Annotated in this window: 23 protein-coding genes and 1 pseudogene; 14 read left to right on the top strand and 10 right to left on the bottom strand. The window is 72.3% G+C overall.

Going from position 1 to position 24542, the window contains the following annotated elements; genetic code table 11:
- The first annotated feature begins 32 nt into the window (after nucleotides 1-32).
- Together ETU37_RS18215 and ETU37_RS18210 are read left to right on the top strand one after the other, a co-directional pair.
- On the top strand, nucleotides 33-1067 hold the full coding sequence (locus tag ETU37_RS18215; protein ID WP_165372592.1) for an endonuclease/exonuclease/phosphatase family protein: 1035 nt from the start codon (nucleotides 33-35) through the stop codon (nucleotides 1065-1067).
- Between the two features lie 82 nt (nucleotides 1068-1149).
- A complete protein-coding gene (locus ETU37_RS18210) occupies nucleotides 1150-1995 on the top strand; it encodes an alpha/beta fold hydrolase (protein WP_129988747.1) in 846 nt (281 codons plus the stop codon).
- A gap of 90 nt (nucleotides 1996-2085) precedes the next feature.
- Here ETU37_RS18210 and ETU37_RS18205 read toward each other — a convergent pair whose 3' ends face one another.
- Nucleotides 2086-3462, bottom strand: coding sequence for an FAD-binding oxidoreductase (locus ETU37_RS18205; protein WP_129988746.1), 1377 nt, complete (start codon nucleotides 3460-3462; stop codon nucleotides 2086-2088).
- A gap of 89 nt (nucleotides 3463-3551) precedes the next feature.
- On the opposite strand from ETU37_RS18205, the gene ETU37_RS18200 reads away from it, so the two are divergent.
- Both ETU37_RS18200 and ETU37_RS18195 read left to right on the top strand, forming a co-directional pair.
- Nucleotides 3552-4064 carry a SigE family RNA polymerase sigma factor gene (locus ETU37_RS18200; RefSeq protein WP_129988745.1) on the top strand — a complete coding sequence of 171 codons (513 nt, stop codon included), beginning with the start codon at nucleotides 3552-3554 and terminating at the stop codon, nucleotides 4062-4064.
- Between the two features lies 1 nt (nucleotide 4065).
- Entirely contained in the window at nucleotides 4066-4923 is an 858-nt protein-coding gene (locus tag ETU37_RS18195) for a hypothetical protein (RefSeq protein ID WP_129988744.1), read from the top strand.
- 13 nt (nucleotides 4924-4936) lie between these two features.
- On the opposite strand, the gene ETU37_RS23730 is transcribed toward ETU37_RS18195, so the two are convergent.
- From ETU37_RS23730 to ETU37_RS18185, 3 genes and pseudogenes are all read right to left on the bottom strand, one after another.
- Nucleotides 4937-5578, bottom strand: coding sequence for an FAD-binding domain-containing protein (locus tag ETU37_RS23730; RefSeq protein WP_276319696.1), 642 nt, complete (start codon nucleotides 5576-5578; stop codon nucleotides 4937-4939).
- Between the two features lie 222 nt (nucleotides 5579-5800).
- A pseudogene (locus tag ETU37_RS23725) lies at nucleotides 5801-6326 on the bottom strand (cryptochrome/photolyase family protein); the annotation flags it as partial.
- A gap of 68 nt (nucleotides 6327-6394) precedes the next feature.
- Complete coding sequence (locus ETU37_RS18185; protein ID WP_206054019.1) at nucleotides 6395-7300, bottom strand: EamA family transporter; 906 nt, start codon at nucleotides 7298-7300, stop codon at nucleotides 6395-6397.
- An 83-nt stretch (nucleotides 7301-7383) separates the two neighbouring features.
- Between ETU37_RS18185 and ETU37_RS18180 the strand changes: the two genes are divergently transcribed.
- Nucleotides 7384-8280, top strand: coding sequence for a LysR family transcriptional regulator (locus ETU37_RS18180; RefSeq protein WP_129988743.1), 897 nt, complete (start codon nucleotides 7384-7386; stop codon nucleotides 8278-8280).
- A gap of 10 nt (nucleotides 8281-8290) precedes the next feature.
- Entirely contained in the window at nucleotides 8291-9145 is an 855-nt protein-coding gene (locus ETU37_RS18175) for an aldo/keto reductase (protein WP_129988742.1), read from the top strand.
- On the opposite strand, the gene ETU37_RS18170 is transcribed toward ETU37_RS18175, so the two are convergent.
- Nucleotides 9135-11186, bottom strand: coding sequence for an amylo-alpha-1,6-glucosidase (locus ETU37_RS18170; protein ID WP_129988741.1), 2052 nt, complete (start codon nucleotides 11184-11186; stop codon nucleotides 9135-9137). The two genes, ETU37_RS18175 and ETU37_RS18170, sit on opposite strands and share 11 nt — an antisense overlap.
- A 129-nt stretch (nucleotides 11187-11315) precedes the next feature.
- Here ETU37_RS18170 and ETU37_RS18165 point away from each other — a divergent pair, with 129 nt between their 5' ends.
- Genes ETU37_RS18165 through ETU37_RS18150 form a run of 4 tightly spaced genes read left to right on the top strand, consistent with a single transcriptional unit; the run spans nucleotide 11316 to nucleotide 15729 of the window.
- Nucleotides 11316-12329 carry a LacI family DNA-binding transcriptional regulator gene (locus ETU37_RS18165; RefSeq protein WP_129988740.1) on the top strand — a complete coding sequence of 338 codons (1014 nt, stop codon included), beginning with the start codon at nucleotides 11316-11318 and terminating at the stop codon, nucleotides 12327-12329.
- 48 nt (nucleotides 12330-12377) lie between these two features.
- Nucleotides 12378-13658: an extracellular solute-binding protein gene (locus ETU37_RS18160; protein ID WP_129988739.1), complete on the top strand. Its 1281-nt coding sequence runs from the start codon at nucleotides 12378-12380 to the stop codon at nucleotides 13656-13658.
- Nucleotides 13655-14866, top strand: coding sequence for a carbohydrate ABC transporter permease (locus ETU37_RS18155; RefSeq protein WP_206054018.1), 1212 nt, complete (start codon nucleotides 13655-13657; stop codon nucleotides 14864-14866). The genes ETU37_RS18160 and ETU37_RS18155 overlap by 4 nt, the downstream gene beginning before the upstream one ends.
- A complete protein-coding gene (locus tag ETU37_RS18150) occupies nucleotides 14863-15729 on the top strand; it encodes a carbohydrate ABC transporter permease (RefSeq protein WP_129988738.1) in 867 nt (288 codons plus the stop codon). The genes ETU37_RS18155 and ETU37_RS18150 overlap by 4 nt, the downstream gene beginning before the upstream one ends.
- 73 nt (nucleotides 15730-15802) lie before the next feature.
- On the opposite strand, the gene ETU37_RS18145 is transcribed toward ETU37_RS18150, so the two are convergent.
- Entirely contained in the window at nucleotides 15803-16390 is a 588-nt protein-coding gene (locus ETU37_RS18145) for a P-loop nucleotide/nucleoside kinase family protein (protein ID WP_129988737.1), read from the bottom strand.
- Nucleotides 16391-16669: 279 nt separating this feature from the next.
- Here ETU37_RS18145 and ETU37_RS18140 point away from each other — a divergent pair, with 279 nt between their 5' ends.
- The 3 genes from ETU37_RS18140 (at nucleotide 16670) to ETU37_RS18130 (ending at nucleotide 19256) form a co-directional block, all read left to right on the top strand.
- The gene (locus ETU37_RS18140) at nucleotides 16670-17068 is read left to right on the top strand and encodes a pilus assembly protein CpaE (RefSeq protein ID WP_129988736.1); all 399 of its coding nucleotides are present in this window, start codon (nucleotides 16670-16672) and stop codon (nucleotides 17066-17068) included.
- A 13-nt stretch (nucleotides 17069-17081) separates the two neighbouring features.
- Complete coding sequence (locus ETU37_RS18135) at nucleotides 17082-17570, top strand: glutathione peroxidase (protein ID WP_129988735.1); 489 nt, start codon at nucleotides 17082-17084, stop codon at nucleotides 17568-17570.
- 102 nt (nucleotides 17571-17672) lie between these two features.
- On the top strand, nucleotides 17673-19256 hold the full coding sequence (locus ETU37_RS18130) for a DHA2 family efflux MFS transporter permease subunit (protein WP_240755817.1): 1584 nt from the start codon (nucleotides 17673-17675) through the stop codon (nucleotides 19254-19256).
- 85 nt (nucleotides 19257-19341) lie between these two features.
- On the opposite strand, the gene ETU37_RS18125 is transcribed toward ETU37_RS18130, so the two are convergent.
- The 3 genes from ETU37_RS18125 to ETU37_RS18115 are packed head-to-tail and all read right to left on the bottom strand — an operon-like array spanning nucleotide 19342 to nucleotide 23341.
- The gene (locus ETU37_RS18125) at nucleotides 19342-19839 is read right to left on the bottom strand and encodes an SRPBCC domain-containing protein (RefSeq protein WP_129988734.1); all 498 of its coding nucleotides are present in this window, start codon (nucleotides 19837-19839) and stop codon (nucleotides 19342-19344) included.
- Entirely contained in the window at nucleotides 19824-21386 is a 1563-nt protein-coding gene (locus ETU37_RS18120) for an alpha-amylase family glycosyl hydrolase (RefSeq protein WP_165372591.1), read from the bottom strand. The genes ETU37_RS18125 and ETU37_RS18120 overlap by 16 nt, the downstream gene beginning before the upstream one ends.
- Nucleotides 21387-21391: 5 nt before the next feature.
- Complete coding sequence (locus tag ETU37_RS18115) at nucleotides 21392-23341, bottom strand: M13 family metallopeptidase (protein ID WP_206054027.1); 1950 nt, start codon at nucleotides 23339-23341, stop codon at nucleotides 21392-21394.
- Between the two features lie 79 nt (nucleotides 23342-23420).
- Here ETU37_RS18115 and ETU37_RS18110 point away from each other — a divergent pair, with 79 nt between their 5' ends.
- Nucleotides 23421-23708, top strand: coding sequence for a GNAT family N-acetyltransferase (locus ETU37_RS18110; RefSeq protein ID WP_129988731.1), 288 nt, complete (start codon nucleotides 23421-23423; stop codon nucleotides 23706-23708).
- 12 nt (nucleotides 23709-23720) lie between these two features.
- On the opposite strand, the gene ETU37_RS18105 is transcribed toward ETU37_RS18110, so the two are convergent.
- Nucleotides 23721-24542, bottom strand: coding sequence for an ABC transporter substrate-binding protein (locus ETU37_RS18105; protein WP_129988730.1), 822 nt, complete (start codon nucleotides 24540-24542; stop codon nucleotides 23721-23723).

The raw sequence follows: 24542 nt of genomic DNA, 5'->3' as shown, positions 1-24542 counted from the left end.
CGATGCGCACCGTCGGGTTGATCGTCACGTCCTTGACCGCTCTGTCCCTTCTCGTCCCCACCGCCCTGCTGGCGTCGCCGGCCGCGGGGGAGCCGGCCGCCGCCGAGGCTCGTCAGGCCTCCGTCGACCTCCGGGTGGCGTCGTACAACGTCCGCAGCGTCAGCCTGGACCAGACCGCCGGTGAGATCCGCCCCTGGCGCGAGCGACGGGGGATGGTGATCGCGAACATCCTCAGCGAGAGCGTCGACGTCATCGGCGTCCAGGAGGTCAACCCGAGCAAGGCGTTCGCCTCGCGCCTGGTCGACGGGCGCAACCAGTTCCTCGACCTGCGCAACGGCCTGAACAAGGCGGGCGGGACGTTCGCGCTGACCAACCGCTACGCGTTCAACTGCAAGAGGCCGAGCACGCAGCACCACTGCAAGAAGAAGAACCGGGGCGCCTCGCAGAGCGACCGGATCCTCTACAACACGCAGACGATCACGCTCGTCAAGCAGGGAAAGCTGAAGTACGCCGCGCAGGTGGGCAAGGACAGCCCCGCCCACATGGCCTGGGCGGTGCTGCGGTCCAACGTCAACGGCGCCGAGTTCCTCTTCACCACCACGCACCTCGACCCCAAGCACGGCAAGGTCCGCTCCAAGCAGTGGCGCGAGATGATCAGGAAGATCAACGACCTGAAGAAGGGCCGGCCGGTCGTCGCCACCGGTGATTTCAACACCCACAAGTTCTCGCCGATGGCGAAGCGCTTCCTGCCGCGGATGAAGCAGGCCGGCTACGGCGACGTGCTCAACCAGCAGTACCGCGTCACCAGGATCGCCCACCCCCGCGCCGCGACCACCGTGAACGCCTGGATGAACACCGCCAACAAGTTCCAGCGTGACGTGCGCTCGTTCGGCTACTGGAACGAGCAGTTCCGCGTCGGCAACAACATCGACTGGATCTGGGCGGACAACCGGCTGCCGGTGCGCGAGTACAAGGTCGTCACCCAGTGGGACCCCAGCACGTGGCAGGTCAACGGCACCATCCCCTCCGACCACAACATGGTCCGCGCCACGCTCGGCCTCGGCTGATCCCGGCGGCGCGATGAGTTCTCGCGCCGCCCCCGGTCGAAGTGGGTGAAGCCACCGACGTACCGGAGCGAGGAGCAGGGCGATGAGCGAGCAGCGGAGCGAGCAGGGCAGCGACTGGAGCAGCAGCACCAGCGGCAACGGGGAGTACGCCGACGTCAACGGCGTCCGCCTCTACTACGAGCTGCACGGCGAGGGCCGCCCGCTCGTGCTGCTGCACGGCGGGCTCGGCTCCGGCGAGATGTTCGGCCCGGTCCTCCCGGTCTTCGCGGCCGGCCACCAGGTGATCCTCCCCGACCTCCAGGCGCACGGCCGCACCGCCGACGTCGACCGTCCGCTCACCCTCGAGGCGATGGCCGACGACATCGCCGCGCTGATCACGCACCTCGGCCACGACGAGGCCGACGTCGTCGGCTACTCCCTCGGCGGCGGGGTGGCCTTCCACCTCGCCCTCCGGCACCCCGACAAGGTGCGCCGCCTCGTCACCTGCTCGGCCCACGTCCGCACCGACGCCATCTACGCCGAGATGCGCGCGCAGCAGGGCCAGGTCACCGGGGCCGCGGCGGAGATGATGAAGGGCACCCCGATGTACGAGCTGTACCAGCGCGTCGCCCCGCGTCCCGAGGACTTCCCGCGCCTGCTCGACAAGATCGGCGCGCTGATGGCGGTGCCGTTCGACCTCACCGACGAGGTCCGCGGCCTCCAGGTCCCGACCCTCGTCATGTGCGGCGACGCCGACATGGCCCCGCCGAGCCACTACGTCGAGGTGTTCGGGCTGCTCGACGGCGGCCTGCGCGACGGCGGCTGGACGGGCGAGGGCCGGCCGAAGGGCGGGCACGCGCTGGCGGTCATCCCCGGCGCGACGCACTACGACGTGTTCCTGTCGCCGCTGTTCGCCGCGAGCGCGGTCGACTTCCTGGACCGCGACTGAGGAGCTTCCAGGCCGAGTCCTGCACTTCCCGGGTGTTGTGTCGGCCTGGAAGTGCAGGGGTCCCTGGTGCACCAGGGACTCCGACGCCCCCTACAGCACCGCCCCCGGGTTCAGGATGCCCTGGGGGTCCAGGGCGTCCTTGACCCGCCGGCTCAGCGCCATCACGTCGGGGCCGAGCTGGGTCGGCAGCAGCTCCTTCTTGGTGCGACCGACGCCGTGCTCGCCGGTGATGGTCCCACCGAGGTCGATGGCCCGCTGCATGACCTCGCGGAACGCCTCGCGGGCGCGCTTCTCGGAGTCGGCGTCGCCCGCGTCGTACACGACGATCGGGTGGGTGTTGCCGTCGCCCGCGTGCGCGATGACGGGGATCCGGACGTCGTACGCCGCCGCGACCTCCTCGATCGCGGCGAGCAGGTCGGGCAGCAGCGGGACCGGGGCGCCGACGTCCTCGAGCATCAGCGCACCGGTGGTCTCGATCGCCGGGATCGCGATCCGCCGCGCCTCGACGAACATCTCGCCCTCGTCGGGGTCGTCGGTCACGAACAGCTCGGTCGCGCCGGCGGCCTCGCAGGCGGCGCGCATGAGCTCGACCTCGGCGCCGCACGAGACGCCGGGCGCGTCCGACTGGGCGAGCAGCAGCGCGCCGGCCGTCCGGTCGAGGCCCATCGGACGGTAGTCCTCGACGGCGTTGATCGACGCCCGGTCCATCAGCTCCAGCATCGACGGCCGGAGGGTACGGCGGACGGCCACGACGGCTCGCGCGGCGGCGTCGACGTTCGGGAAGGTCGCGACCATCGTCGCGCGCGGGGCCTGGGCGGGCACGAGCCGCAGGACCGCCCGGGTGACGATCCCGAGCGTGCCCTCGCTGCCGACGAAGAGCTTGAGCAGCGGCAGCCCGGCGACGTCCTTGATCCGCTTCCCGCCGAGCGTGACGAGCGTGCCGTCGGCGAGCACGACGTCGAGGCCGAGCACGTAGTCGGTGGTGACGCCGTACTTCACGCAGCACAGCCCGCCGGCGTTGGTCGCGATGTTGCCGCCGATCGAGCAGATCTCGTAGGACGACGGGTCCGGCGGGTACCAGAGCCCGTGCTCGGCGGCCGCCTGCTTGACCTCGGCGTTGAACGCGCCCGCCTCGACGACCGCGACCTGCGACTCGGTGTCGATCTCGATCGCCCGCATCCGTTCCAGCGACAGCACCAGTCCGCCGTCGACCGCGGAGGACCCGCCACTGAGCCCGCTGCCGGCGCCGCGCGGGACGACCGGGACCGCGTGCCGTGCCGCCCAGCGCACGGCCGCCTGCACCTGCGCGGCGTCCTCGGCCCGTACCACCACCGCGGGCGTGCCGGCGGCGTCGTCCTGGGAGCGGTCGAGACGGTACTTCTGCGTGAGGTCGGGGTCCGTGACCACGACGCCGTCGGGCAACGAGGCCGCGAGGTCAGCCAGGGCGGCAGGATCGGGCTGGTCCATGACGCCATTCGACCACGCGTGACAACCTCGCCGCGGCTTCGTGCGTTACCAGGGTGAGGACCGACCACGATCGACCAACCGGGGGACGGATGCGCCAGGCGGAGCGGGACGCCGCGTTCAGCGAGTACGTCGCGTCGCGACAGGAGCGGCTGCGCCGGGTCGCCTACGCGATGTGCGGGAGCTGGCACCAGGCCGAGGACCTGCTGCAGACCGCCTTCACCAAGCTGTACGTCGCGTGGCCGCGGCTGTCGCGCGCCGGGGTCGAGGACGCCTACGTCCGCCGGATCATCCTCAACGCGCTGCTCGACGAGCGGCGCCGGCCCTCGTCGCGCGAGCTGCCCGGCCTGCCCGACCGGGACCCGGCCGCCCCCCCGGGACCGGGCGTCGAGGTGCGCGACGAGCTGGTGCAGGCGCTGCAGCAGCTGCCGCCCATGCAACGCCGGACCGTCGTGCTCCGGCACGTCGCCGACCTGAGCGTCGAGCAGGTCGCCCACGAGCTCGGCATCTCGGTCGGCACCGTCAAGAGCCACACCTCCCGCGGCCTGGCCCGGCTGCAGGAGCTGCTCGCCACCCCCGCGCAGAACCGCCGCCAGGAGGACTGACATGAGCGACACCACTCAGCTCGAGGAGCGGCTCGGCACCGCCTGGTCCGACGGGCCGCCGCTGCCGCCGGCCGGCGACCGGCTCACCGCGGGTCACCGCGCGCTGCGCCGGCAGCGGATCATCACCTCGGCCGCCACCACCCTCGTCGCGGTGGCCGTCGTCGGCGTGGCCGCGGCGATGACGGGCGGAGGCGGCGAGCCCCGCACCGTCCAACCCGCCGACGAGACCCCGACGGCCGAGCCGACGCCGTCACCCGAACGGCTCCCGGGCGACGAGTGGGCGGGCTACGACAGCCAGGGCGAGGTCCTGCTGCGGGCGGACACCCGGATCGTCGAGCGGTACGAGGACCCGGCGACCGAGGGACGCACGGTCGACTCCGTCGGCTTCGACCTCACCCTCGACGGCGAGCGGCGCTGGTACCTCCTCACTCTCGCGAGGAACGGCGGCTCGTCCGCCGTGTGGCAGCCCTACGGCACCTACGGCGCGCGCAACCTGGGGGAGTGGATCGGTTTCCAGCTCGGCGTCGACGACGACCCGACCCAGGCCGCCGACCCGGCCGACGTCCGCGACTGGGTCGAGCTCCTCCCCAACGGACAGCTCGCTGCCGTGCGCGGCGGCGTCACCGTGGTCGAGGCGTTCCAGCGCCCCGACATCCCGGGCTTCGTCGACGGTACCGACGCCTCGGTCGCCGCGGCGCTCCGCGTGGACGGGCAGCGCTACTACGTGCTGGCCCGGCGGTACGCGGACGGCGGGCCGCCGGAGTACTTCCGGATCTCCCCGCAGCAGGGCGGGCCGACCCTGGACACGATGCTCGACTTCGCCCGGCAGAAGTACGGCTCGGGCGCGGGCCTGCGCTGACTGCGCCGAACCGTCAGCCCAGCCAGTCGGCGGCGACGGCCGCGAGCTCACGACGCCGCTCCGGCTTCATCCTGTCGAGAGTGCGCACCGCCATCGACGCGCGCGGGTTGGCGGCGAAGCCGTCACGGTGGTCGTCGACGAACTGCCAGTAGAGCGCGTCCCACGCGGTCGTCCAGTCGCCGGTGGCGAAGTCGCCCATCGTGCGCAGGTAGTTGCTGCCCGACACGTACGGCTTCGTGGTGACCAGCTCGCCGCCGCTGAACTGGCTCATCGCGTAGACGTTCGGCACCATCACCCAGTCGTAGGCGTCGACGAACAGGCTCATGAACCACGCGTAGACCTCGTCGGGGTCGGTGCGCAGCAGCAGCATGGCGTTGCCGAGCACCATGAGCCGCTCGATGTGGTGCGCGTAGCCGTGCCGCAGGACCCGCCGTACGACGACGTCCACGGGGTCGAGCCCGGTGCTGCCGTCCCACCAGCCCGGCCCGAGGTTGCGGGCCAGCCGCAGCAGGTTGCGGGTGCGCAGCCGGGGGCCGTGGACGACGTACGTCGCCCGCATGTACTCCCGCCAGCCGATGACCTGACGGACGAATCCCTCCAGGCTCGGCAGCGGTACGTCGTGCGCGGTGGCGTGCTCGACGGCTGCCCGGACCACGTGCTCGGGGTCGAGCAGGCCGATGTTGAGCGCGGGCGAGATCACCGAGTGGAACAGCCACGGCTGGTCGGCGGCGATCGCGTCCTCGTAGGGACCGAAGTCGTGGAAGCGCTCGTCGAGGAAGCGCTGCAGCCAGTTCTCCGCCTGCCGGTGCGTCGTCGGCCAGTGGAAGGTCGACGCGTCACCGGGGTTGTCGGGGAACTCCTCGGCCACCCAGGCGAGCGCGTCGCGCACGTGGTCGGTGCGGGTCGCGCGCGGCGGGTCCGGGAGCGCCACGTCCTTCGGCAACCGCTCGCGGTTGTCGGTGTCGTAGCTCCACCGCCCGCCGACCGGCTTGCCCCCCTCCATCAGCAGGTCGAGCCGGCGGCGCTGCGCCTCGTAGAAGTGCTGCATGCGCGGCTGTCGGTGCCGCGAACGTCGCCTCGATCTGCTCCGGTGTGGTGAGGAAGTTCGGCGTCACCGCCTCGGTGAGGACGGCGCCGACCGACCGGCAGACCCGGCGCAGGTCGCGGTCGAGCCAGTCGTCGACGACGTCGTAGACCGTGACCTCGGTGACCCGGTTGGCGCGCAGCACGTCGGCGAGCGCGTCGTTGCTGCTGGTGCCGGCGCTGGTCGCGACGTACACGGTGGCGAACCCGGCCTCGCGGAGCCGGTCCTCGAACGAGGTCATCGAGGCCCGGTGCAGCACGAGCTTGTGCAGGTGGAAGGGGAACTGGCGGAAGAAGAGGTCGGGTTCGACCAGCACCATCAGCGTGTCCTGGTCGGCGTCGAGGTGCTCGACGAACAGCTGGTGCGGGAGGACCAGCTGCGCCGACGTCATGCCACCGACGGTGCCCCGGTCTCCGGTGGTGTAACCCTGGCGCCGGTGCGCTGCGCGCCGATGCCGGCCGCGATGACGCACCCGATCCCGACGACCGGCAGGACGCCCGGCACCTGGTGCAGCAGGACCAGGCCGACGAGCAGCGCGAACGCGGGCTCCAGCGCCATCAGCGTGCCGAAGGCGCCGGTGGTCAGCCGCCGCAGCGCCAGCAGCTCGAGCGTGAACGGGATGACAGGCAGCAGGATCGCCAGGCCGAGCCCGTAGAGCAGGATCTGCCAGGTCAGGTCACCGAAGGTCGACGGGCCGGCGACCACGGTGGCCACGAGGCCGGCGACCGGCATCGACACGGCCAGCCCGGTGATGCCGGTGACCTGGTCGCCGACCTTCTGCGTCAGCAGGATGTACGACGCCCAGCACAGCGCGGCACCGAGCGCGAACGCGACGCCGACGAGGTCGGTGCCGCCGTGCCACGGCTCGGTCAGCAGCAGCACGCCGACGGCGGCGAGCAGCGCGTACGCCCGTCCGCGGCCGTGGCTGCGGACCACCGCGACGGCGAGCGGGCCGAGGAACTCCAGGGCGCTCGCCGTGCCCATCGGCAGCCGCGCGACCGCGCCCATGAAGAGCATCGTGACCCCGGCGGTCACCGTGCCGAGCGCGACGCAGGCGAGGAACGACGAGCGGGTGAACTGCTCCCGCCGCGGCCGCACCAGCGCCAGCAGGATCAGACCGGCCCAGGCCAGGCGCAGGAAGGCGGCGCCCGCCGGTCCGATGTCGTCGAACAGCCCGACGGCGACCGCGACGCCGACCTGCACCGTCAGCATCGACGCGACCGCGAAGGAGGTGCCGACCGTCGCCGGGGAACGTCCCCCGGTCGGCGTCGTGACGGGTGCGGTCGTGGTCATGACTCCATGACGCCACACCGGCACCGTTCGCGTCCACGTGTGAACGATGGACGGTTCGTTCGATGATCATGGACAATCGTCGGGTGGACCTGCGCCGCCTGGAGATGCTGCTCGAGCTGTCCCGGCGCGGCTCCATGCGCGAGGTCGCCGAGGAGCTGCACACCACCACCTCCACGGTGAGCCAGCAGATCGCGACCCTGGCCCGCGAGGTCGGCACGCCTTTGGTGGAGCCCGACGGCCGCCGGGTCCGGCTCACCCCGGCGGGGCAGCGACTGGCCGACCACGCGGTGACGATCCTGGCCGCGGTCGACGCCGCGCGGCTCGACCTCGACCCGCGCGCCGACCCGGTCGGGACGGTGCGCGTCGCGGGGTTCGGGACGGCGATCCGGCGGTCGCTGATGCCGGTGCTGCACGCCCTCGCCGGCACCCATCCCGCCGTACGGCTGCAGATCCGGGAGCACGAGCCCTACGAGGCCTACGACCTCCTCCGGCGCGACGACATCGACCTGGCGCTGGCCTACGACTACGACCTCGCGCCGGCGCGGTTCGACCCGTTGTTCGAGGCCCGGCCGCTCTGGCAGGCGCCCTGGCACCTGGGCGTGCCGGCGGCGGAGGCCACCCTGCGCGGGCGGGCGACGGAGGTGTTCCGGCGGTTCGCCGGGCACGACTGGATCGTCAACTCGCGCAACACCGCCGACGAGGACGTCGTCCGCATGGTGGCCTCGATGGCAGGCTTCGAGCCGCGGGTGGTGCACCAGGTCGACAGCCTCGACCTGGTCCAGGAGCTGGTCGCCGCCGGGCTGGGCGTGGCCCTGCTGCCCGAGGCCATGGGGGCGCGCGGCGGCGTGGCGATCGTCCGGCTGCGGGACCCCGAGGTGCTGCTCCGGTCCTACACGGTCACCCGGCGGGGGCGGGCGTCGTGGCCGCCGTTGCGGCTGGTGCTGGACCGGCTGGAGGCGCACACGAACCGCCCTGCCTAGGCTGGCCGGCATGAAGCAGCGACGGATCGGGACGCGCACGGTCAGCGCGATCGGCCTCGGCGCCATGCCGATGTCGGTCCGGGAGCACAACGACGAGGAGCGCGGGCTCCGCACCATCAAGCGGGCGCTCGACGAGGGCGTGACCCTCATCGACACCGCCGACGCCTACTCGCCCGACGAGGCGACGTTCGGCCACAACGAGGTGCTCGTCGCCAAGGCGCTCGAGGAGTACGGCGCCGGCCCGGACGACGTGCTCGTCGCGACCAAGGGCGGCCACACCCGGCGCGGCACCGACTGGGAGCTCGACGGGACGCCGGCGTACCTGCGCCGGGCCTGCCTCGCCTCCATGCAGCGGCTCGGCGTGGAGCAGATCGCGCTGTACCAGCACCACCGGCCCGACCCGCAGGTCGACTACGCCGAGACGGTCGGCGGGCTGAAGGCGCTGCTCGACGAGGGTCTGATCGCCGCCGCCGGGCTGTCCAACGCCAACCCGGAGCAGATCCGGCTCGCGCACCGCGAGCTCGGCGACGGGCTGGTCGCGGTGCAGAACCAGTTCAGCCCGGCGTTCCTCTCGTCGCGCGACGAGATCGACCTCTGTGCCGAGCTCGGCCTCGCGTTCCTGGCCTGGAGCCCGCTCGGCGGGATGAGCCGGGCGGGTGACCTCGGCAGCGAGTGGGAGGCGTTCGGCAAGGTCGCGACCAAGCACGGGATCAGCCCGCAGCAGGCGTGCCTGGCCTGGGAGCTCTCCCTGTCGGAGGCGATGATCCCGATCCCGGGCGCGAGCCGGCCCGAGTCGGTCGCCGACTCCGCCGCGGCGGTCCACGTCGAGCTCGACGACGAGGACCGGGCGCTGCTCACCAGCTGACGGTCGCCGCCCCGCTCTCGTCGACGGCGACCGCGAGCGCGCGGTCGCCGGCCCGCAGCCCGCTGACCGTGGTCACGCCGAGCGGCCAGGGAGCGGCGGGCGAGGCGGTCACGGCGCCGGCGGGTACGTCGGCCGCCAGGCCGAGCAGCGACGCGGTGAGCGAGACGGTGCCGGCGGCCGACCAGGCCTGCGGCCGGCAGGCGGCCGGGTAGGGCAGCGGGACCGGGTGCGCGGCCCGGGCGTCCCCGGCGAACAGCTCGGGCGGCCGGCCGTCGAACGCGTCCATCGCGGCGAGCAGCGCCTCGGCCACCGGGGCGACCTCGGGGCGGCCCTCGGCGGCGAGCCCGGCCAGGCAGATCGCGGTGTCGTGCGGCCAGACCGAGCCGACGTGGTAGCCGGTCGGGGAATACCCCCGCGCGTCGCTCGACAGCGTGCGGATGCCGAACCCGGACAGCATGTCCTCGCCGACCAGCCGGCGCGCGACGAGGTCGACCTCGTCGGTGTCGAGCAGCCCGGTGCCGAGCAGGTGCCCGATGTTGCTGGTCACCGACGCGACCGGCTGCTTGGCACCGTCGAGCGCGATCGCCGGGAAGGCGCCGCGGGCGTCCTCGACCCAGAACTGCCGGCGGAACCGGGTGCGCAGCTCCTCGGCCCAGGCCCGCCACCGGTCGGTGCCAGAGCGGCCGAACGCCTCCAGCAGGTCGGCTCCCCGGGTCGCGGCGGCGTACGCGTAGGCCTGCACCTCGCACAGCGCCACCGGCGCGCCGGCCAGCGAGCCGTCGGCCCGCCGGATCGAGTCGCCGGAGTCCTTCCAGCCCTGGTTGGCCAGGCCGGTGCCGGTCTCGTCGACGTACTCCAGGAAGAAGTCGCCGTCGGGGTCGCCCTCCTCGACCTGCCAGGCCAGCGCCCGCTCGAGCGCGGGGAGCAGCGGCTCGACCTCGTCGGCGGGCAGCCCCCAGCGCCAGGCGTCGTGCAGGGTCACGGCCCACAGCGGGGTGGCGTCGATGGTGCCGTAGTAGACCGGCGGCAGCGTGAAGGTGCGGCTCTCGTCGCGGACGTCGATCGCCGTGGCCCGCACCTCGTGCAGGATCTTCCCGGGCTGCTCGGCGGTGGCCGCGTCGCGCGTGGTGCCCTGCCGTGCGGCCAGCACCCGCAGCGTCGAGCCGGCGAGGCCCGTGGACACGGGCAGCAGCATCCGCGCCGCCCAGAGGCTGTCGCGGCCGAACAGGGTGAGGAACCACGGCGCCCCCGCACCGACGAACTCCTCGCCCGGCGCATCCGTCGTCGCCAGCCGGAGCAGCCGCAGGTCGGCCAGCGCCTGGTCGAGCGCCGGGCCGAGCCGGCGGTCGGCGCTGACCACGGTCGGCGCGGCCCAGTCCGCCGGCCCCGCCGGGGCGGTGACGACCGCGTCGGCGTCGGTGAGCGTCACGACGAGCTCGCGGTCGACCCGGCCGCCCGGGGGCACGTCGAGCGTCCAGGTGACCACGAGCGCCTCGTCGTCTCGCTCCAGCGTCGCGCCCGGTGCGCGGACCTCGCCGCGGAACCCGTCCGCCTCCCAGGTGGCGCCGTCGGCGTCGAGCCGGGTCGGCCCCACCGGGGCGGGCCGGCCACCGGCCTTGATCTCGTCCATCGAGGCCAGGTCGGCGGCCAGCCGCATCTGCACGGTGCAGGCGGTCGGCGTCCCGGCGGTCGAGGTCAGCGCGACCGACTCGCGCAGCTCGCCCGGGCGCACCGCACGGGTGCGGGTGACCCGCACGGTCGGGTCGGGGCCGGCGTCGCCGAGGCGGCGGGGCACGGCGACGAACACGTGACCGCCCGCACCGCCCGCGCCGCCGGGGTGCGCCGCGACCGGGCTCGGCTCCTCACCGTCGACGGTGAGCTCGAGCCGGTCGAGCAGCCGCCGGTCGCCGTGCAGCACGCCCTGCGCGCCACCGGGCCGGACCTGCCCGTCCGCGCCGGACCAGACCTGCGTCGGCGCGGCCAGGACGAGGGTGAGGTCGTGCAGCCAGGGCTGCTGCCCGGGATCCGGCTCGGACGTCATGGAACCCACTCTTCCCAAGATCGAGTGACGGACGCTACATTTTGAGCGCTCGAATTTGAGCGCTCAAAACCCTAGTGGTCGCGAGCGGCACCCGACAACCGGTCCTCGGGACCCCGGGAGGAGGCACCCATGGCGGCCACGTCGGCCACGCTCGACACCGTCGCCGCGCTCGCCGGGGTGTCGCGGCAGACCGTGTCCAACGCGCTGCACCACCCCGACCGGCTCAAGGCGGCGACCCGGGACCGCGTGCTCGACGCGGTGCGCCGCTCCGGCTACCGCCCGTCGCTGCCGGCCCGCCAGCTCGCCACCCGCCGCGCGCACGCCATCGCGGTCCGCGCCGACCCGCAGCAGGACGGCATCTCCGGCCTGGTGCTCGACACGTTCTTCCACGGGCTGGCCGAGGCCGGTCACGACAACGGCCTGCGCGTCGTGCTCTACCCCGCCCAGGCGACGCAGGAGGAGGAGGTCGCGCTCGTCGACGACCTGCTGCACAGCCGGGCCGCCGACGCGGTGGTGCTCACCGCGACCAGCGCGACCGACGAGCGTCCGACGTACCTCGCCGCCACCGGTCAGACCTTCTGCGCCTTCGGGCGCCCGTGGGGGCACGCGGACGCGCCGCACGACTGGGTCGACGTCGACGGCGCCGCCGGGACGACGCTCGCCGTGAACCACGCGCTGGAGCGCGGCTGCCGCCGGATCGCCTTCCTGGGCTGGCCCGACGACGGCGCGACCGGCGCCGACCGCCGGCGCGGCTGGGCGGAGGCCCTCGACGCGGCCGGCGTGCCCGGGCCGCGGCGCGAGGACGCAGCGGTCAACTTCGCCGAGGGCGCCGAGGCCGCCGCCCGGCGGCTGCTCGACCTCCCGGCCGGCGAGCGACCCGACGCGATCGTCTGCGTCAGCGACACCCTCGCCTTCGGCGCGCACCGCGCCGCCGCCACGTCGCCGGCTGCCGGCGACCCCCCGCTCGTGATCGGCTTCGACGCCACCCCCGTCGCCCGCGCGCTCGGCCTGCCGAGCGTCGCCCAGCCGATCCGCGAGGCCGCCCACGCGTGCCTCGACCTGCTCGTCCCGCGACTGGCCGGGGAGGACCCGCCCGCGCGGGGGGTGCTGCTCGCCCCGTCCCTGGCCCTGCCGTCCCACTGACCCCGTCGGGACCTCGTTGAACCTCGGAAACAACAAGGAGTGCATGACATGACCAGTCCCCGCCGTACCCCTGCACGGACGGCCCGCCGGCGCGCGGGACTCGCCGCGCTCGCACTGGCCTCGGCCACCGTCCTCGCCGCCTGCGGCGGGGGCGGCTTCGAGGAGGACAGCACCGACACGGCCGACGGCCCCACCGGCGGCGAGGGCAAGGCCTCGCTGCAGATGCTGATCGCCTCCAGCGGCGACGCCGAGACCAAGGCCGTCGAGGACGCCGCGGCGGCCTGGGCCGAGGAGAGCGGCAACGAGGTGAAGGTCGTCGTCGCCCAGGACATGGCCCAGCAGCTCTCGCAGGGCTTCGCCGGCGGCAACCCGCCGGACATCTTCTACCTCGACGCCAGCCTGTTCCCCGACTACGCCGTCAACGAGAACCTCTACGCGTACGCCGACCAGGTCGACGACGTCGACGACTTCTACCAGCCGCTGCGCGACACCTTCACGCTCGACGGCACGGAGTACTGCGTGCCGAAGGACTTCTCGACGCTGGCGCTGCAGATCAACACCAAGTCCTGGGAGGCCGCGGGCCTCACCGAGGACGACCTGCCGACCACCTGGGACGAGCTGGCCGACGTCGCGGGCAAGCTCACCACCGGCGACCAGGTCGGACTCGCCCTCGGACCGGGCCGCGACCGCGTCGGCGCCTTCCTGGTCGAGAACGGCGGCTTCTGGGCCGACAGCGAGAGCGGCGAGATCACGGCCGACACCCCCGAGAACGCCGAGGCGCTGCAGTACGCCCAGGACCTGCTCAAGAGCGGTGACGCCGCGTTCTCGGCCGACCTCGACTCCGGCTGGGGCGGCGAGGCGTTCGGCACCGAGCGCGCCGCGATGACGATCGAGGGCAACTGGATCAAGGGCGCGATGGAGAACGACTACCCCGACGTCGACTACACCGTCGCCGAGCTGCCCGAGGGTCCGGCCGGCAAGGGCACGTTGCAGTTCACCCAGTGCTGGGGCATCTCCGCCGAGTCGAAGAACCAGTCCGCGGCGGTCGACCTGGTCAACTTCCTGACCACGCCCGAGCAGCAGCTCGAGTTCGCCGACGCGTTCGGCGTGATGCCGAGCCGCCAGGCGGCGCAGCAGGACTACGTCGACAGCTACCCCGAGGACGCCGCGTTCATCGCCGGCGGCGAGTACGGCCAGGGCCCGGTCAACCTGCCGGGCGTGGGTCCCGCCCTCGCCGACCTCGACTCCCAGCTGGAGAGCCTGAAGAGCGCGAACGTCGAGGACGTCCTCGGGTCCTTCCAGAAGAACGCCGAAGCCGCGGTCGAGTGACCCCCGACGGCCGCACGGCGACCGGCTCCGTCCTGGCCACGTCGTCGGTGTCCTCCGCACCGACGACGGGCCGGGGCGGCCCGGGGCCCCGCCGGACCGGCACCGGGCGGCGACGGCTCGGCGAGAGCACCAACCTCTCCGGCTGGCTGTTCGTCGCGCCGACGCTGGTGGTGCTCGGGCTGTTCCTGCTGGTGCCGATCCTGATGGCGCTGTGGGTGTCGGTGTCCGACTGGACCGGCAAGGGCAACCCGTTCTCGGGCGACACCGGGTTCGTCGGTCTCGACAACTACAAGGTGCTGTTCACCGAGGACGCGCTCACCCGCCAGGACTTCATGACGTCGCTGCGCAACAACTTCTACTTCGTGCTGCTCGTCGTGCCGGCGCAGACCGTGCTCGCGCTGTTCCTCGCGGTGGTCCTCAACCAGTCCCTGCTGAAGGCCCGCGGGTTCTTCCGCAGCGCGTTCTACTTCCCGTCGGTCACCAGCTCGGTGGCGATCAGCCTGACCTTCCTGTTCCTGTTCACCGGCTCGGGCGCGGTCAACTCGCTGCTCGGCTTCGTCGGGATCGACGGGCCCAACTGGTTCAGCGACGCCCGCGGCCTGATCCACATCGTCGGCGACAAGCTCGGCGTGTGGAGCATCGACAGCCCGCCCGCAGCCCTTACCGACAGCGGCGTGCTGAGCCTGTCGTGGTGGGACTGGCTGTCCGGGCCGAGCGTCGCGCTGTGCGTGATCATCATGCTCGTCGTCTGGACGACCACCGGCACGTTCATGCTGATGTTCCTCGCCGCGCTGCAGGACGTGCCGCAGGACGTCGTCGAGGCGTCGAGGATCGACGGCGCCAACCGCTGGAACACCTTCCGCGCCGTCACGCTGCCGCACCTGCGGCCGACGATGCTGCTGGTGATCACCCTCGGCCTGATCGGCACCTGGCAGGTCTTCGACCAGGTCTTCGTGATGACGACCGGCGGGCCGAGCAAGACCACGTCGACACCGGCCTACCTGCAGTACTTCTACGCCTTCGAGGGTCAAGAGTGGGGCGTCGCCGCGGCGATGGCGTTCGTGCTCTTCCTGATCATCTTCGTGCTGACCGGGCTGCAGCGGTTCCTCTTCCGCGACAAGGACGCGATCGCCGAGAAGCGCGCGGTCCGGGCCCGCAACCGGCGCCGCAGGAAGGCGCTCGCCGCCGAGGGTGGTGAGGTCCGATGAGCACGCTCTCCCCGGCCCGCCGTACCCCGATCGACAACCGGCGCGCGCTGCTGCTCTTCCTCGGGTACGTCGTGCTCGTCGCGTTCGCGCTGATCTACCTGTACCCGTTCTTCATCCAGGTCGCGACGTCGTTCAAGACCGACCCCGACGCCGTCCGCAACCCGCTGTCGCTGAGCCCCGACCCGTTCACCGGTCGGTCGTTCCAGCGGCTCGCCACCTCCGACTTCCCGCTGTGGTTCCTCAACTCCGTCGTGGTGACGGTGTGCGTGACGGTCGGCCGGGTGTTCCTCGACTCGCTGGCCGGCTACGCGCTGGCGCGGATCAAGTTCCGGGGGCGGCAGGCGATCTTCACCGCCGTGCTCGCGGTGATGGCGGTGCCGGGCGTGATCCTGCTGATCCCGAAGTTCCTGGTGCTCAAGCAGCTCCAGATCTACGACACCTACCCGGCGCTGATCGTGCCGCTGCTCGTCGACGCGGCCGGCGTGTTCATCATGAAGCAGTTCTTCGAGAACATCCCGGTGTCGGTCGAGGAGGCCGCCCGCATCGACGGCGCCGGCACGTTCCGGATCTTCTGGTCGGTGGTGCTGCCGATGGCGCGGCCGGCCGTGATCACCCTGACGATCCTGTCGTTCCAGGGCTCGTGGAACGAGCTGCCGCACTTCATCGTCGCCTCGCAGGACCCGGCGCTGTACACGTTGACCAAGGGCGTCGCCACCCTGACGTCCGGTCAGCTCGGGTCGGGCAACCAGTTCCCGCTGACGATGGCCGCGGCCCTGGTCATGACCATCCCGGTGGCGCTGGTGTTCGTGATCTTCCAGCGCTACTTCGTGACCGGCGCGAACGCCGGCGCGGAGAAGGGCTGAGGCCCGCCGGAGTCCCTGGTCCACCAGGGACCCCTGCACTTCCAGGCTGTTACGACGGCCTGGAAGTGCAGGACTAGGCCTGGAAGTGGCCGTCCAGCCAGGCCAGGAGCCGCTGGGCGGCGGCCTCGGCGGACAGGAGCGTGTTGTCGAGCCGGAGGTGTCGGTAGCCGGCGAGCATCCGCTCGCCGGGCGTCGCGCCTCCCGGCACGGTGCTCATCGTGTGGCTCTCCATCTCCTGCACGTTGCCGTCCGACCAGGCCACGTCACGCTTCGACCGCTTCTCGACGAGCCGGTGCTCGGTGCGGTTGCGCTCCAGCCGCGTCGGGAGGTCGGCGTACAGCTCGACGAACGCGACCTCCGCCCCACGGTCGACGTACGGCGCGAGGTAGTCGGTGATCTCACGGACGTCGGACTCGAGCTGCAGCCCCCACACGAAGGTGAGCAGGAGGTCGGTGCCCGACGCGGCCGCCTCCTCGATCACCCGCCGGCGCCACTCGCCGAGCAGCCGCATGAACGGTGGCGTGCCGTACTCGAAGACCTCGAGCAGCGGCTCGATCACGGCGTGGTTGTGGAACAGCCGGAAGTCGCTGCGTTCCGCCACGGCCCGCCCGACCGTCATCTTGCCGACGGACGGCGGACCGAAGACGACCAGGAGGCGCACGCCCGGAGCCTCCCACACGGGGCCCGACTCCAGCTGTAACGCGGGGTTATCGACGCTTCACAAGGCGCCTGCGCCTAGGGAAGCGTCCACGAGCCTAGGGAAGAGCCGCCCGTACGGCGGTCGGCGGCACGGGCGACGAGGGGCAAGACGCGCCGACTCGACGGGTCTGCGAGGGCAAGACGCGCCGACTCGCGCCCTCCCGGCGGGAGGTTCGAGCCGGGTCGGCGGGTCAGCGCGGGAGGTTCGAGCCGGGTCGGCGGGGGGTGCGAGACTCGGGACGTGATCACGCTCGAGCTCGCCACCCGGCTGCGCGACGCGGGGTTGACCTGGACGCCCGCGTCCGGCGACCGGTTCGCAATCCCGGACCGCGACCTCGACGGGCAGGTGTTCGTGGTCAGCGAGATGACCATCGACACCCAGGAGCTGCCGACCGGCGCGGTGATGAAGTTCAACGGCACCACCGAGTGGGCGCTCGACTCGATCGCGCAGGAGGAGGTGGTGTGGCTGCCGCACGAGGCACAGCTGCGCGGCCTGATCGGGCCGGCGTTCCGCAAGCTCGAGCCGGCCGGCTCCGGATACGCCGTCGAGGCGGTGGCAGGCGACGGCAGCCCGATCCGCGAGCTCGACGTCGACGCCGAGCGGGCCTACGCCCGGGTGCTGCTCGCCTTGCTGGCCTGAATAGGCTCGCAGCATGTCCCTGCTCGACACCCCGATCGCCCGCCTCGACGGCACGCCCGCGACCCTCGGCGAGATCACCGGCGGCCGGCCCGCCCTGCTCGTCAACGTGGCCTCGCGCTGCGGCCTCACCCCGCAGTACACCGGTCTCGAGGCGCTGCACGAGCAGTACGCCGACCAGGGCTTCACCGTCGTCGGCGTGCCGTGCAACCAGTTCGGCGGCCAGGAGCCCGGCACGTCGGAGGAGATCGCCGACTTCTGCTCCGCGACGTACGGCGTCACGTTCCCCATGACCGAGAAGGTCGAGGTCAACGGCGGCGGCCGGCACCCGCTGTACGACGTGCTCACCGAGACGGCCGACGAGCAGGGCCGCACCGGCGACATCGCGTGGAACTTCGAGAAGTTCCTCCTCGATGCCAACGGCACGGTCGTCGCGCGGTTCAACCCGTCGGTCGTGCCCGAGGACCCCGAGCTGGTCAAGGCCGTCCAGTCCGTCCTGGCCTGACCCGTTTCGCCTGTCTGGACAGGCGAAACACGTGACGAGCGGCACGCCTGCGTTCCGCTAATTCGGGTGCGCCCCGTCGGTGGCCGTCCGTACCCTTTCCGGGTGACTTCCCAGACCCCCTCGACGGGCACAGGCGTGCCCGAACCCGCCTCCGACAAGCTCGACAAGAACGTCCTGCTCGTCGCGGGCGTCGTCGTCCTCGGCGCCATCATGTCGATCCTCGACATCACCGTCGTGAGCGTCGCGCAGCCGACGTTCCAGACCGAGTTCGCCGCCTCGCCGGCGCAGGTCGCCTGGACGATGACCGGCTACACCCTCGCGCTGGCCGCGGTGATCCCGCTGACCGGCTGGGCGGCCGACCGCTTCGGCACCAAGCGGCTCTACATGCTCGCCGTCGCGCTGTTCACCGCCGGCTCCGTGCTGTGCGCCGCGGCGTCGAGCATCGAGATGCTCACGCTGTTCCGGGTGCTCCAGGGCCTCGGCGGCGGCATGCTGATGCCGCTCGGCATGACGATCATGACCCGCGCCGCGGGCCCCGAGCGCATCGGCCGGGTCATGGCCGTCCTCGGCGTCCCGATGCTGCTCGGCCCGATCTTCGGCCCCATCCTCGGCGGCTGGCTGATCGACATCGCCAGCTGGCACTGGATCTTCCTGATCAACCTGCCCATCGGCATCGTCGCGCTGGTCTACGCCGCGCTGGTGCTCGAGAAGGACAGCCCCACCCCGTCGGAGACCTTCGACTTCGTCGGCATGGTGCTGCTGTCCCCGGGTCTCGCGCTCTTCCTGTACGGCGTCTCCTCGATCCCCGAGGCCGGCACCGTCTGGGACACCAAGGTGCTGACCACGGCCGTCATCGGCCTCGCGCTCGTCGTCGTGTTCGTGCTGCGCAACCTCTTCCGCGCTCCGGAGCACCCGCTGATCGACCTGCACCTGTTCCGGCACCGCGCCCTCACCGTCGCGGTGATCGCGATGTCGCTGTTCGCGATCGCGTTCTTCGGCGCGAGCCTGCTGTTCCCGTCGTACTTCCTCCAGGTGCGCGGCGAGACCACCCTCCAGGCCGGTCTGCTCCTCGCACCGCAAGGCCTCGGAGCCATGCTCACGATGCCGGTCGCCGGCGTCCTCACCGACAAGATCGGCCCCGGCAAGATCGTGCTCGCGGGCATCACCACGATCGTGATCGGCATGGCGATGTTCACCCAGGTCGCGATCGACCCGTCGCAGGTCGCACTGACCGCCAGCGGCGTCGACATCAGCGAGCCGTCGTACCTCTACCTGCTCGGCGCGCTGTTCATCATGGGCCTCGGCATGGGCGGCACGATGATGCCGATCATGACCTCGGCGCTGCAGACGCTGAAGGACGCCGAGATCGCGCGCGGCTCCACGCTCATGAACATCACCCAGCAGGTCGCCGCGTCCATCGGCACCGCGCTGTTCTCGGTGCTGCTCACCAACGGGTTCAACGACAGCGAGGCCATCGGCGCGCTGCGCGGGGCGGCGGAGACGGGTCAGCAGCCCGACCCGGCGATCATCCCGCAGGCGTTCGCGGACCTGTCCGCCGCGTTCGGCGAGGTCTTCGTCGTCGCCACGGTGCTGGTCGCGGTCTGCCTCGTGCCCGCGCTGTTCCTGCCGCGCAAGCGTCCGGCCGAGACGAGTGAGATGAGCCAGCCCGCGGCGATGATGCACTGATCGCAGCCGACCCGTGAGGGGTCAGTTCTTCGGCGACACTCCGGTGAGATGCCTGAAGAACTGACCCCTCACGGCGTTCGGAGGGTCAGGCCAGCAGCGCGCGGTAGTCGCCGGCGAGGGCCGGGTAGTAGTCGTCCCACACCACACCCGCCACGTCACCGGTGGTCTCGGCCGCGACGAGCCGGTCGAGGTAGTACTCCCATCCCGGCCCCACCGACGAGGCGAGCTCGGGGTCGTCCATCCGCTGCGCGAACAGCAGCGTGGTCACGCCGTCCGCCTCGGCCAGGTCGAGCCGGAGCTCCCAGTGCATCCCGGCGGCGTCGGCCTCGAGCCCGAGATGCTCGGTCGGACGGCAGGCGGTGATCACGTAGTCGTGCGCGTCCACGTCGTCGCCCTCGGCCGTCATGCGGAACGACACCCGGCCGTCGTCGGGATCGCCGCTCCACGTCCCGATCCAGCGCTCCAGCCGAGCCGACTCGGTGACGGCCCGCCACACGTCCTCGCGCGGCGCGCGGAACGTCCGGCGCAGCACCACCCACCCCGGCTCGCGCTCGTCGCGCCGCCCGGTCATCGTCGGTCCCATCCGGCCTCCTCGTCCGTCGTCGTGCCGGGCCGATCGCCGCGCAGCCACCAGGTCGCGCTTCCGTCGCTCGCCCCGCCGGTGAGCAGCACCTCGCCGAGGCCGCCCAGGTCCGGGTCCGGTCCCGCACCGAACCTCGTCACGCAGGTCGCGGCGCCGCGCCGGAAGCCCAGCCAACCCGCGGGCAGGCTCTCCAGCCAGGTGACCTCGTCGCCGGCGCCGCGCCACAGCTCGTCCCGCAGCCGGATCGCCCGCCGGGTGAGCGCGAGCATCGAGTCCGGGTCGGCCTCCTGACGCTCCACCGCGTGCGTGCCCCACCCGTCGGGCTGGGGGAGCCAGGTCGGGGTGCCGTCGGGGGCGAAGCCGTAGGGCGCCGGGCCGGTCGTCCAGGGCAGCGGCACCCGCGCGCCGTCGCGGCCGCGGTCGGTCCCGCCGCTGCGCCGGTACGTCGGGTCGGTGATCGCCTCGTCCGGGAGGTCGACCTCGGGGAGGGCGAGCTCGTCGCCGGCGTACAGGTAGACACAACCCGGCAGAGCCAGCATCAGCAGCAGCACCGCCCGCGCGCCGTCCTCGCCCCAGCGGGTCGCGGCCCGCTTCACGTCGTGGTTGCCGTGCGCCCACGCCGGCAGCCGGCCGTGCCGGACCACGGCGTCGAGCTGCTCGGCGAGGAGCCGGCGCCACAGGGTCGCGTCGAGCGGCCGGAAGAGCGGGTCGATCGCGAACGCCTGCTGGAGCTCGTCGGGCCGGACGTAGGGGCCGATCACGTGCGGCTCGCCCCAGACCTCGGCGACGCCGACGCGGTCGCCGTCGTACTCGGAGAGGACCTTCGCGAACCGCCGATAGTGGTCGTGCACGCCGTCGAGGTCGCTGTAGGGGCTGGCGTGGCCGGGCTGCCACCCGTCCGGCAGCTCCGGGTAGGCCGGGTCCTTGGTCAGGCCGCCGGCGGCGTCGAACCGGACGCCGTCGACGCCGCGGTCGAGCCAGAACCGCAGCGTGCGCTCGGCGTCCGCGCGCACGTCGGGGTGGTCGTGGTTGAGGTCGGGCTGGTGGACGTCGAAGAGGTGGAGGTACCACTCGCCGTCGCCGAACGGCTCCCACGCGGACCCGCCGAAGATCGACGGCCAGCCGGTCGGCGGCAGGGCGCCGCCGTCCCGCCCGGGGCGGACGTGGAACCGGGCCCGCTCCGCCGAGCCGGGGCCGGCCTCGGCGGCCGCCCGGAACCAGGGGTGCTCGCTGGACACGTGGTTGAGCACCAGGTCGACCATCACGCGCAGGCCGAGCGCGTGCGCGTCGGCGACCACGGCGTCGAGGTCGTCGAGCGTGCCGAGCCGCGGGTCGACGGCGCGGTGGTCGATGACGTCGTAGCCGGCGTCGTGGTCGGCCGAGGGGTAGAACGGGGTCACCCAGATCGCGTCGACGCCGAGGTCGCGCAGGTAGGGGAGCCGGGCGCGCAGCCCGGGGAGGTCGCCCACGCCGTCGCCCGTCCCGTCGCTGAACGACCGGACGTAGACCTCGTGGACGACTCCCTCGCGCCACCAGGGGGCGGTCACCGCGGTCACCAGATGCGGACGCGGTCCTCGGGGTCGAGCCAGAGGCCGTCGCCGGGCTCCACGCCGAACGCCTCGTGGAACTCCGCGAGGTTGCGGACGATGTTCGCGCGGAACTCCGCCGGGGAGTGCGGGTCGGTCGTGATCAGCTGGAGCATCTGCTCCTTGCGCCGCTTGGTGCGCCAGACGTGCGCGTAGCTCATGAACACCCGCTGCCGGCCGGTGAGGCCGTTGACGACCGGTGCCTCCTCGCCGTCGAGGGAGATCTCGTAGGCCTTGAGCCCGATGGTGACGCCGCCGAGGTCGCCGATGTTCTCGCCGACGGTGAGCGCGCCGTTGACCTTCTCGCCGGGCAGGTCGCGCGGCTCGTAGCCGTCGTACTGCGCGATCAGCTTGTCCGAGCGCTCCTTGAACGCCGCCCGGTCGGCCTCGGTCCACCACTCGTTGAGGTTGCCGAGCTCGTCGTACTGCGAACCCTGGTCGTCGAAGCCGTGGCCGACCTCGTGACCGATCACCGCGCCGATGCCGCCGTAGTTCTCGGCCGGCTCGGCGTCGGCGTCGAAGAACGGCTTCTGCAGGATGCCGGCGGGGAAGCAGATCTCGTTGGTGCCCGGGTTGTAGTAGGCGTTGACCGTCTGCGGCAGCATCAGCCACTCGTCCTTGTCGACGGGTGAGCCGATCTTGCGCAGCTGGCGGTCGGTCTCGAAGGCCGACGCGGCGCGCGCGTTGCCGAGCAGGTCGGTCGGGCTGACCTCGAGCTCGGAGTAGTCGCGGAACTTCTCGGGGTAGCCGATCTTGGGCCGGAACGTCTCGAGCTTGCGGTAGGCCCGCTGCTTGGTGTCGTCGGTCATCCAGTCCAGCGACTCGATGCTGGTGCGGTACGCCGCGATGAGGTTGGCGACCAGGTCGTCCATCATCTCCTTGGCCCGCGGCGGGAAGTGCCGGGCGACGTACTCCTCGCCGACGGCCTCACCGATCGAGCCCTCCACGAACGCGACGCCGCGCTTCCAGCGGGCGCGCAGCTCGGGGGTGCCGTTGAGGGTGCGGCCGTAGAACTCGAAGCTCTCCTCGACGAAGTCGGAGGAGAGGTACGCCGCGGCGGAGCGGATCACCCGGATCGCCGTCCACGCCTTCCAGTCCTCGAGGTCGATCTCGGCGAGGACGTTGGAGAAGTGCTCGAAGAACGACGGCTGCCGGACGACCACCTCGGCGAGGGTCTGGTCGTCGGCGCCGAGCGCGGTGGCCCAGGCGTCCCAGGCGAACGCCGGCGCGGCGTCCTTGAGGTCGGCGAGGCTGCGCAGGTTGTAGGTCTTGATGACGTCGCGCGTCTCGGCGCGCGCCCAGTGCCCCTCGGCGAGCCGGGTCTCGACCGCGAGCACCCGCTGCGCGGCGGTGGCGGCGTCGGCGAGGCCGGCGAGGGTGAACATCCGCTCGAGGTGGGCGAGGTACTTCTCGCGCACCTCCGCGAACTTCGCCTCGCGGTAGTAGGACTCGTCGGGCAGCCCGAGGCCGCCCTGCAGCACGTTGACGACGTAGCGCTCGGAGTTGCGGTCGTCGGTGTCGACGTACGCCCCGAAGAAGCCGCCGCCACCCTGCCGCTCCAGCCGGCCGACGTACGCCGCCAGCGCGGTCTTGTCGGCGACGGCGCCGAGCTCCTCGAGCTCGCCACGGATCGGGTCGGCGCCGAGCTGCTCGACGCGCTCCTCGTCCATGAAGCTGGCGAACAGGTCGCCGATCTTCTGGGCGTTCGACCCTGCCTCGTGCTCGCCTTGCGCGAGCTCCTCGATGATCCGGTGGACGTGCTCCTCGGCGGCGTCGGCCAGCACGGTGAAGGAGCCCCAGGCGGACCGGTCGGACGGGATCTCCGTCTCGTCGAGCCAGCGGCCGTTCACGTGGCCGAACAGGTCGTCCTGCGGGCGGATGTCGGGGTTCATGCCCGGGCGGGCGTCGTCAAGCATCGTCACGCGGCCAATGTAACCACCTACCGGGTGGTCAGGGTCTGTCGGCGCCCCGGGACCCACCTGCGAGACTCGCGGGATGGACGTGACCGTGCAGGAGAACGCCGCCGCGCACCGCTACGAGGCGGTCGACGAGACGGGAGCCGTGGCCGGCTTCGTCGAGTTCGTCGACCACCGCGGCACCCGGCTGCTCTTCCACACCGAGGTCGACGACGCCTACGAGGGGCAGGGCGTGGGCGGCGCGCTGGCGCGCCAGGTGCTGGACCAGGCGCTCGCGGCCGGGCTGGACGTCCGGGTGACCTGCCCGTTCCTGACATCGTGGATCGGGCGGCACCCGGAGTACGCCGACAAGGTCACGCTCGGCTGACGCACACCCCGGTCAGGCTCCGGTCTGGCCGAACCAGGTCGCGTAGATCTCGTCGTACCCGCCGTCCTTCTTGAGCTCGGCGAGCACGTCGTTGACGACCTGGAGCAGCTCGACGTTGCCGTTGCGCCGCACCGCCATGCCGTACTGCTCGCCGGTGTCGAACTCCGCCGCGACCTCGAGGTCGGGGTCGGCCTCGACGACGTCGCCGACGACGGTGTTGTCGTAGACGGTGGCGACGACGTCGCCCTTCTCCATCGCCGCCTCCATCGCAGCGGCGTCCTCGAAGGGCACCACCTCGGCGTCGTCGGGGGCGTTGTCGGTGACGTAGAGCTCTCCGGTGGTGCCGCCCTGCACGCCGATCTTCTGGCCGGCCAGGTCGTCGAGCGAGGTGATGCCCGAGCCCTGCGCGACCACCATCGCCTGCGCGGCGTCGAAGTAGGGGCTGGAGAAGTTCAGCACCCGGGCGCGCTCGCCGGTGATCGTCATCGCCGAGATGGCCAGGTCGCACTCGCCCTTGTTGAGCGAGTCGCCCGAGGCGATGTCGTCGAACGCGGTGTCGACCATGCGCAGCTGGACACCGAGCCGGTCGGCGACCTTGCGGACGAGGTCGACGTCGAAGCCGGCGGCCTCGCCGTTCTTGCGCTCGAACTCGAACGGCTCGTAGGGCATGTCGGTGCACACCGACAGCTCGCCGTCCTTGATCAGCGTCGGCTCCGGCGCCGCGGCGGTGGCGCTGTCCGTCTCGTCGCCGTTCACCACGCCGCAGCCGGACCCCAGTCCCAGGAGTACGGCGGTCGCGGCGAGGGTGGCGAGCCGGGTGCGGGCACGCGTCAT

The organism is Nocardioides iriomotensis (assembly GCF_004168035.1).
Lineage (GTDB): Bacteria > Actinomycetota > Actinomycetes > Propionibacteriales > Nocardioidaceae > Nocardioides_B > Nocardioides_B iriomotensis.
Note: the sequence above shows the minus strand (reverse complement) of the source record. Positions and strands in the feature narration are given on the sequence as shown.

Excerpts from the sequence above, each read along its gene's own strand:
- ETU37_RS18135 (WP_129988735.1), top strand. The coding sequence starts at position 17,082 with ATGTCCCTGCTCGACACCCCGATCGCCCGCCTCGACGGCACGCCCGCG.
- ETU37_RS18115 (WP_206054027.1), bottom strand. The coding sequence starts at position 23,341 with ATGCTTGACGACGCCCGCCCGGGCATGAACCCCGACATCCGCCCGCAG.
- ETU37_RS18160 (WP_129988739.1), top strand. The coding sequence starts at position 12,378 with ATGACCAGTCCCCGCCGTACCCCTGCACGGACGGCCCGCCGGCGCGCG.
- ETU37_RS18210 (WP_129988747.1), top strand. The coding sequence starts at position 1,150 with ATGAGCGAGCAGCGGAGCGAGCAGGGCAGCGACTGGAGCAGCAGCACC.
- ETU37_RS18195 (WP_129988744.1), top strand. The coding sequence starts at position 4,066 with ATGAGCGACACCACTCAGCTCGAGGAGCGGCTCGGCACCGCCTGGTCC.
- ETU37_RS18185 (WP_206054019.1), bottom strand. The coding sequence starts at position 7,300 with ATGACCACGACCGCACCCGTCACGACGCCGACCGGGGGACGTTCCCCG.
- ETU37_RS18165 (WP_129988740.1), top strand. The coding sequence starts at position 11,316 with ATGGCGGCCACGTCGGCCACGCTCGACACCGTCGCCGCGCTCGCCGGG.
- ETU37_RS18110 (WP_129988731.1), top strand. The coding sequence starts at position 23,421 with ATGGACGTGACCGTGCAGGAGAACGCCGCCGCGCACCGCTACGAGGCG.
- ETU37_RS18205 (WP_129988746.1), bottom strand. The coding sequence starts at position 3,462 with ATGGACCAGCCCGATCCTGCCGCCCTGGCTGACCTCGCGGCCTCGTTG.
- ETU37_RS18150 (WP_129988738.1), top strand. The coding sequence starts at position 14,863 with ATGAGCACGCTCTCCCCGGCCCGCCGTACCCCGATCGACAACCGGCGC.
- ETU37_RS18175 (WP_129988742.1), top strand. The coding sequence starts at position 8,291 with ATGAAGCAGCGACGGATCGGGACGCGCACGGTCAGCGCGATCGGCCTC.
- ETU37_RS18125 (WP_129988734.1), bottom strand. The coding sequence starts at position 19,839 with ATGGGACCGACGATGACCGGGCGGCGCGACGAGCGCGAGCCGGGGTGG.
- ETU37_RS18170 (WP_129988741.1), bottom strand. The coding sequence starts at position 11,186 with ATGACGTCCGAGCCGGATCCCGGGCAGCAGCCCTGGCTGCACGACCTC.
- ETU37_RS18200 (WP_129988745.1), top strand. The coding sequence starts at position 3,552 with ATGCGCCAGGCGGAGCGGGACGCCGCGTTCAGCGAGTACGTCGCGTCG.
- ETU37_RS18105 (WP_129988730.1), bottom strand. The coding sequence starts at position 24,542 with ATGACGCGTGCCCGCACCCGGCTCGCCACCCTCGCCGCGACCGCCGTA.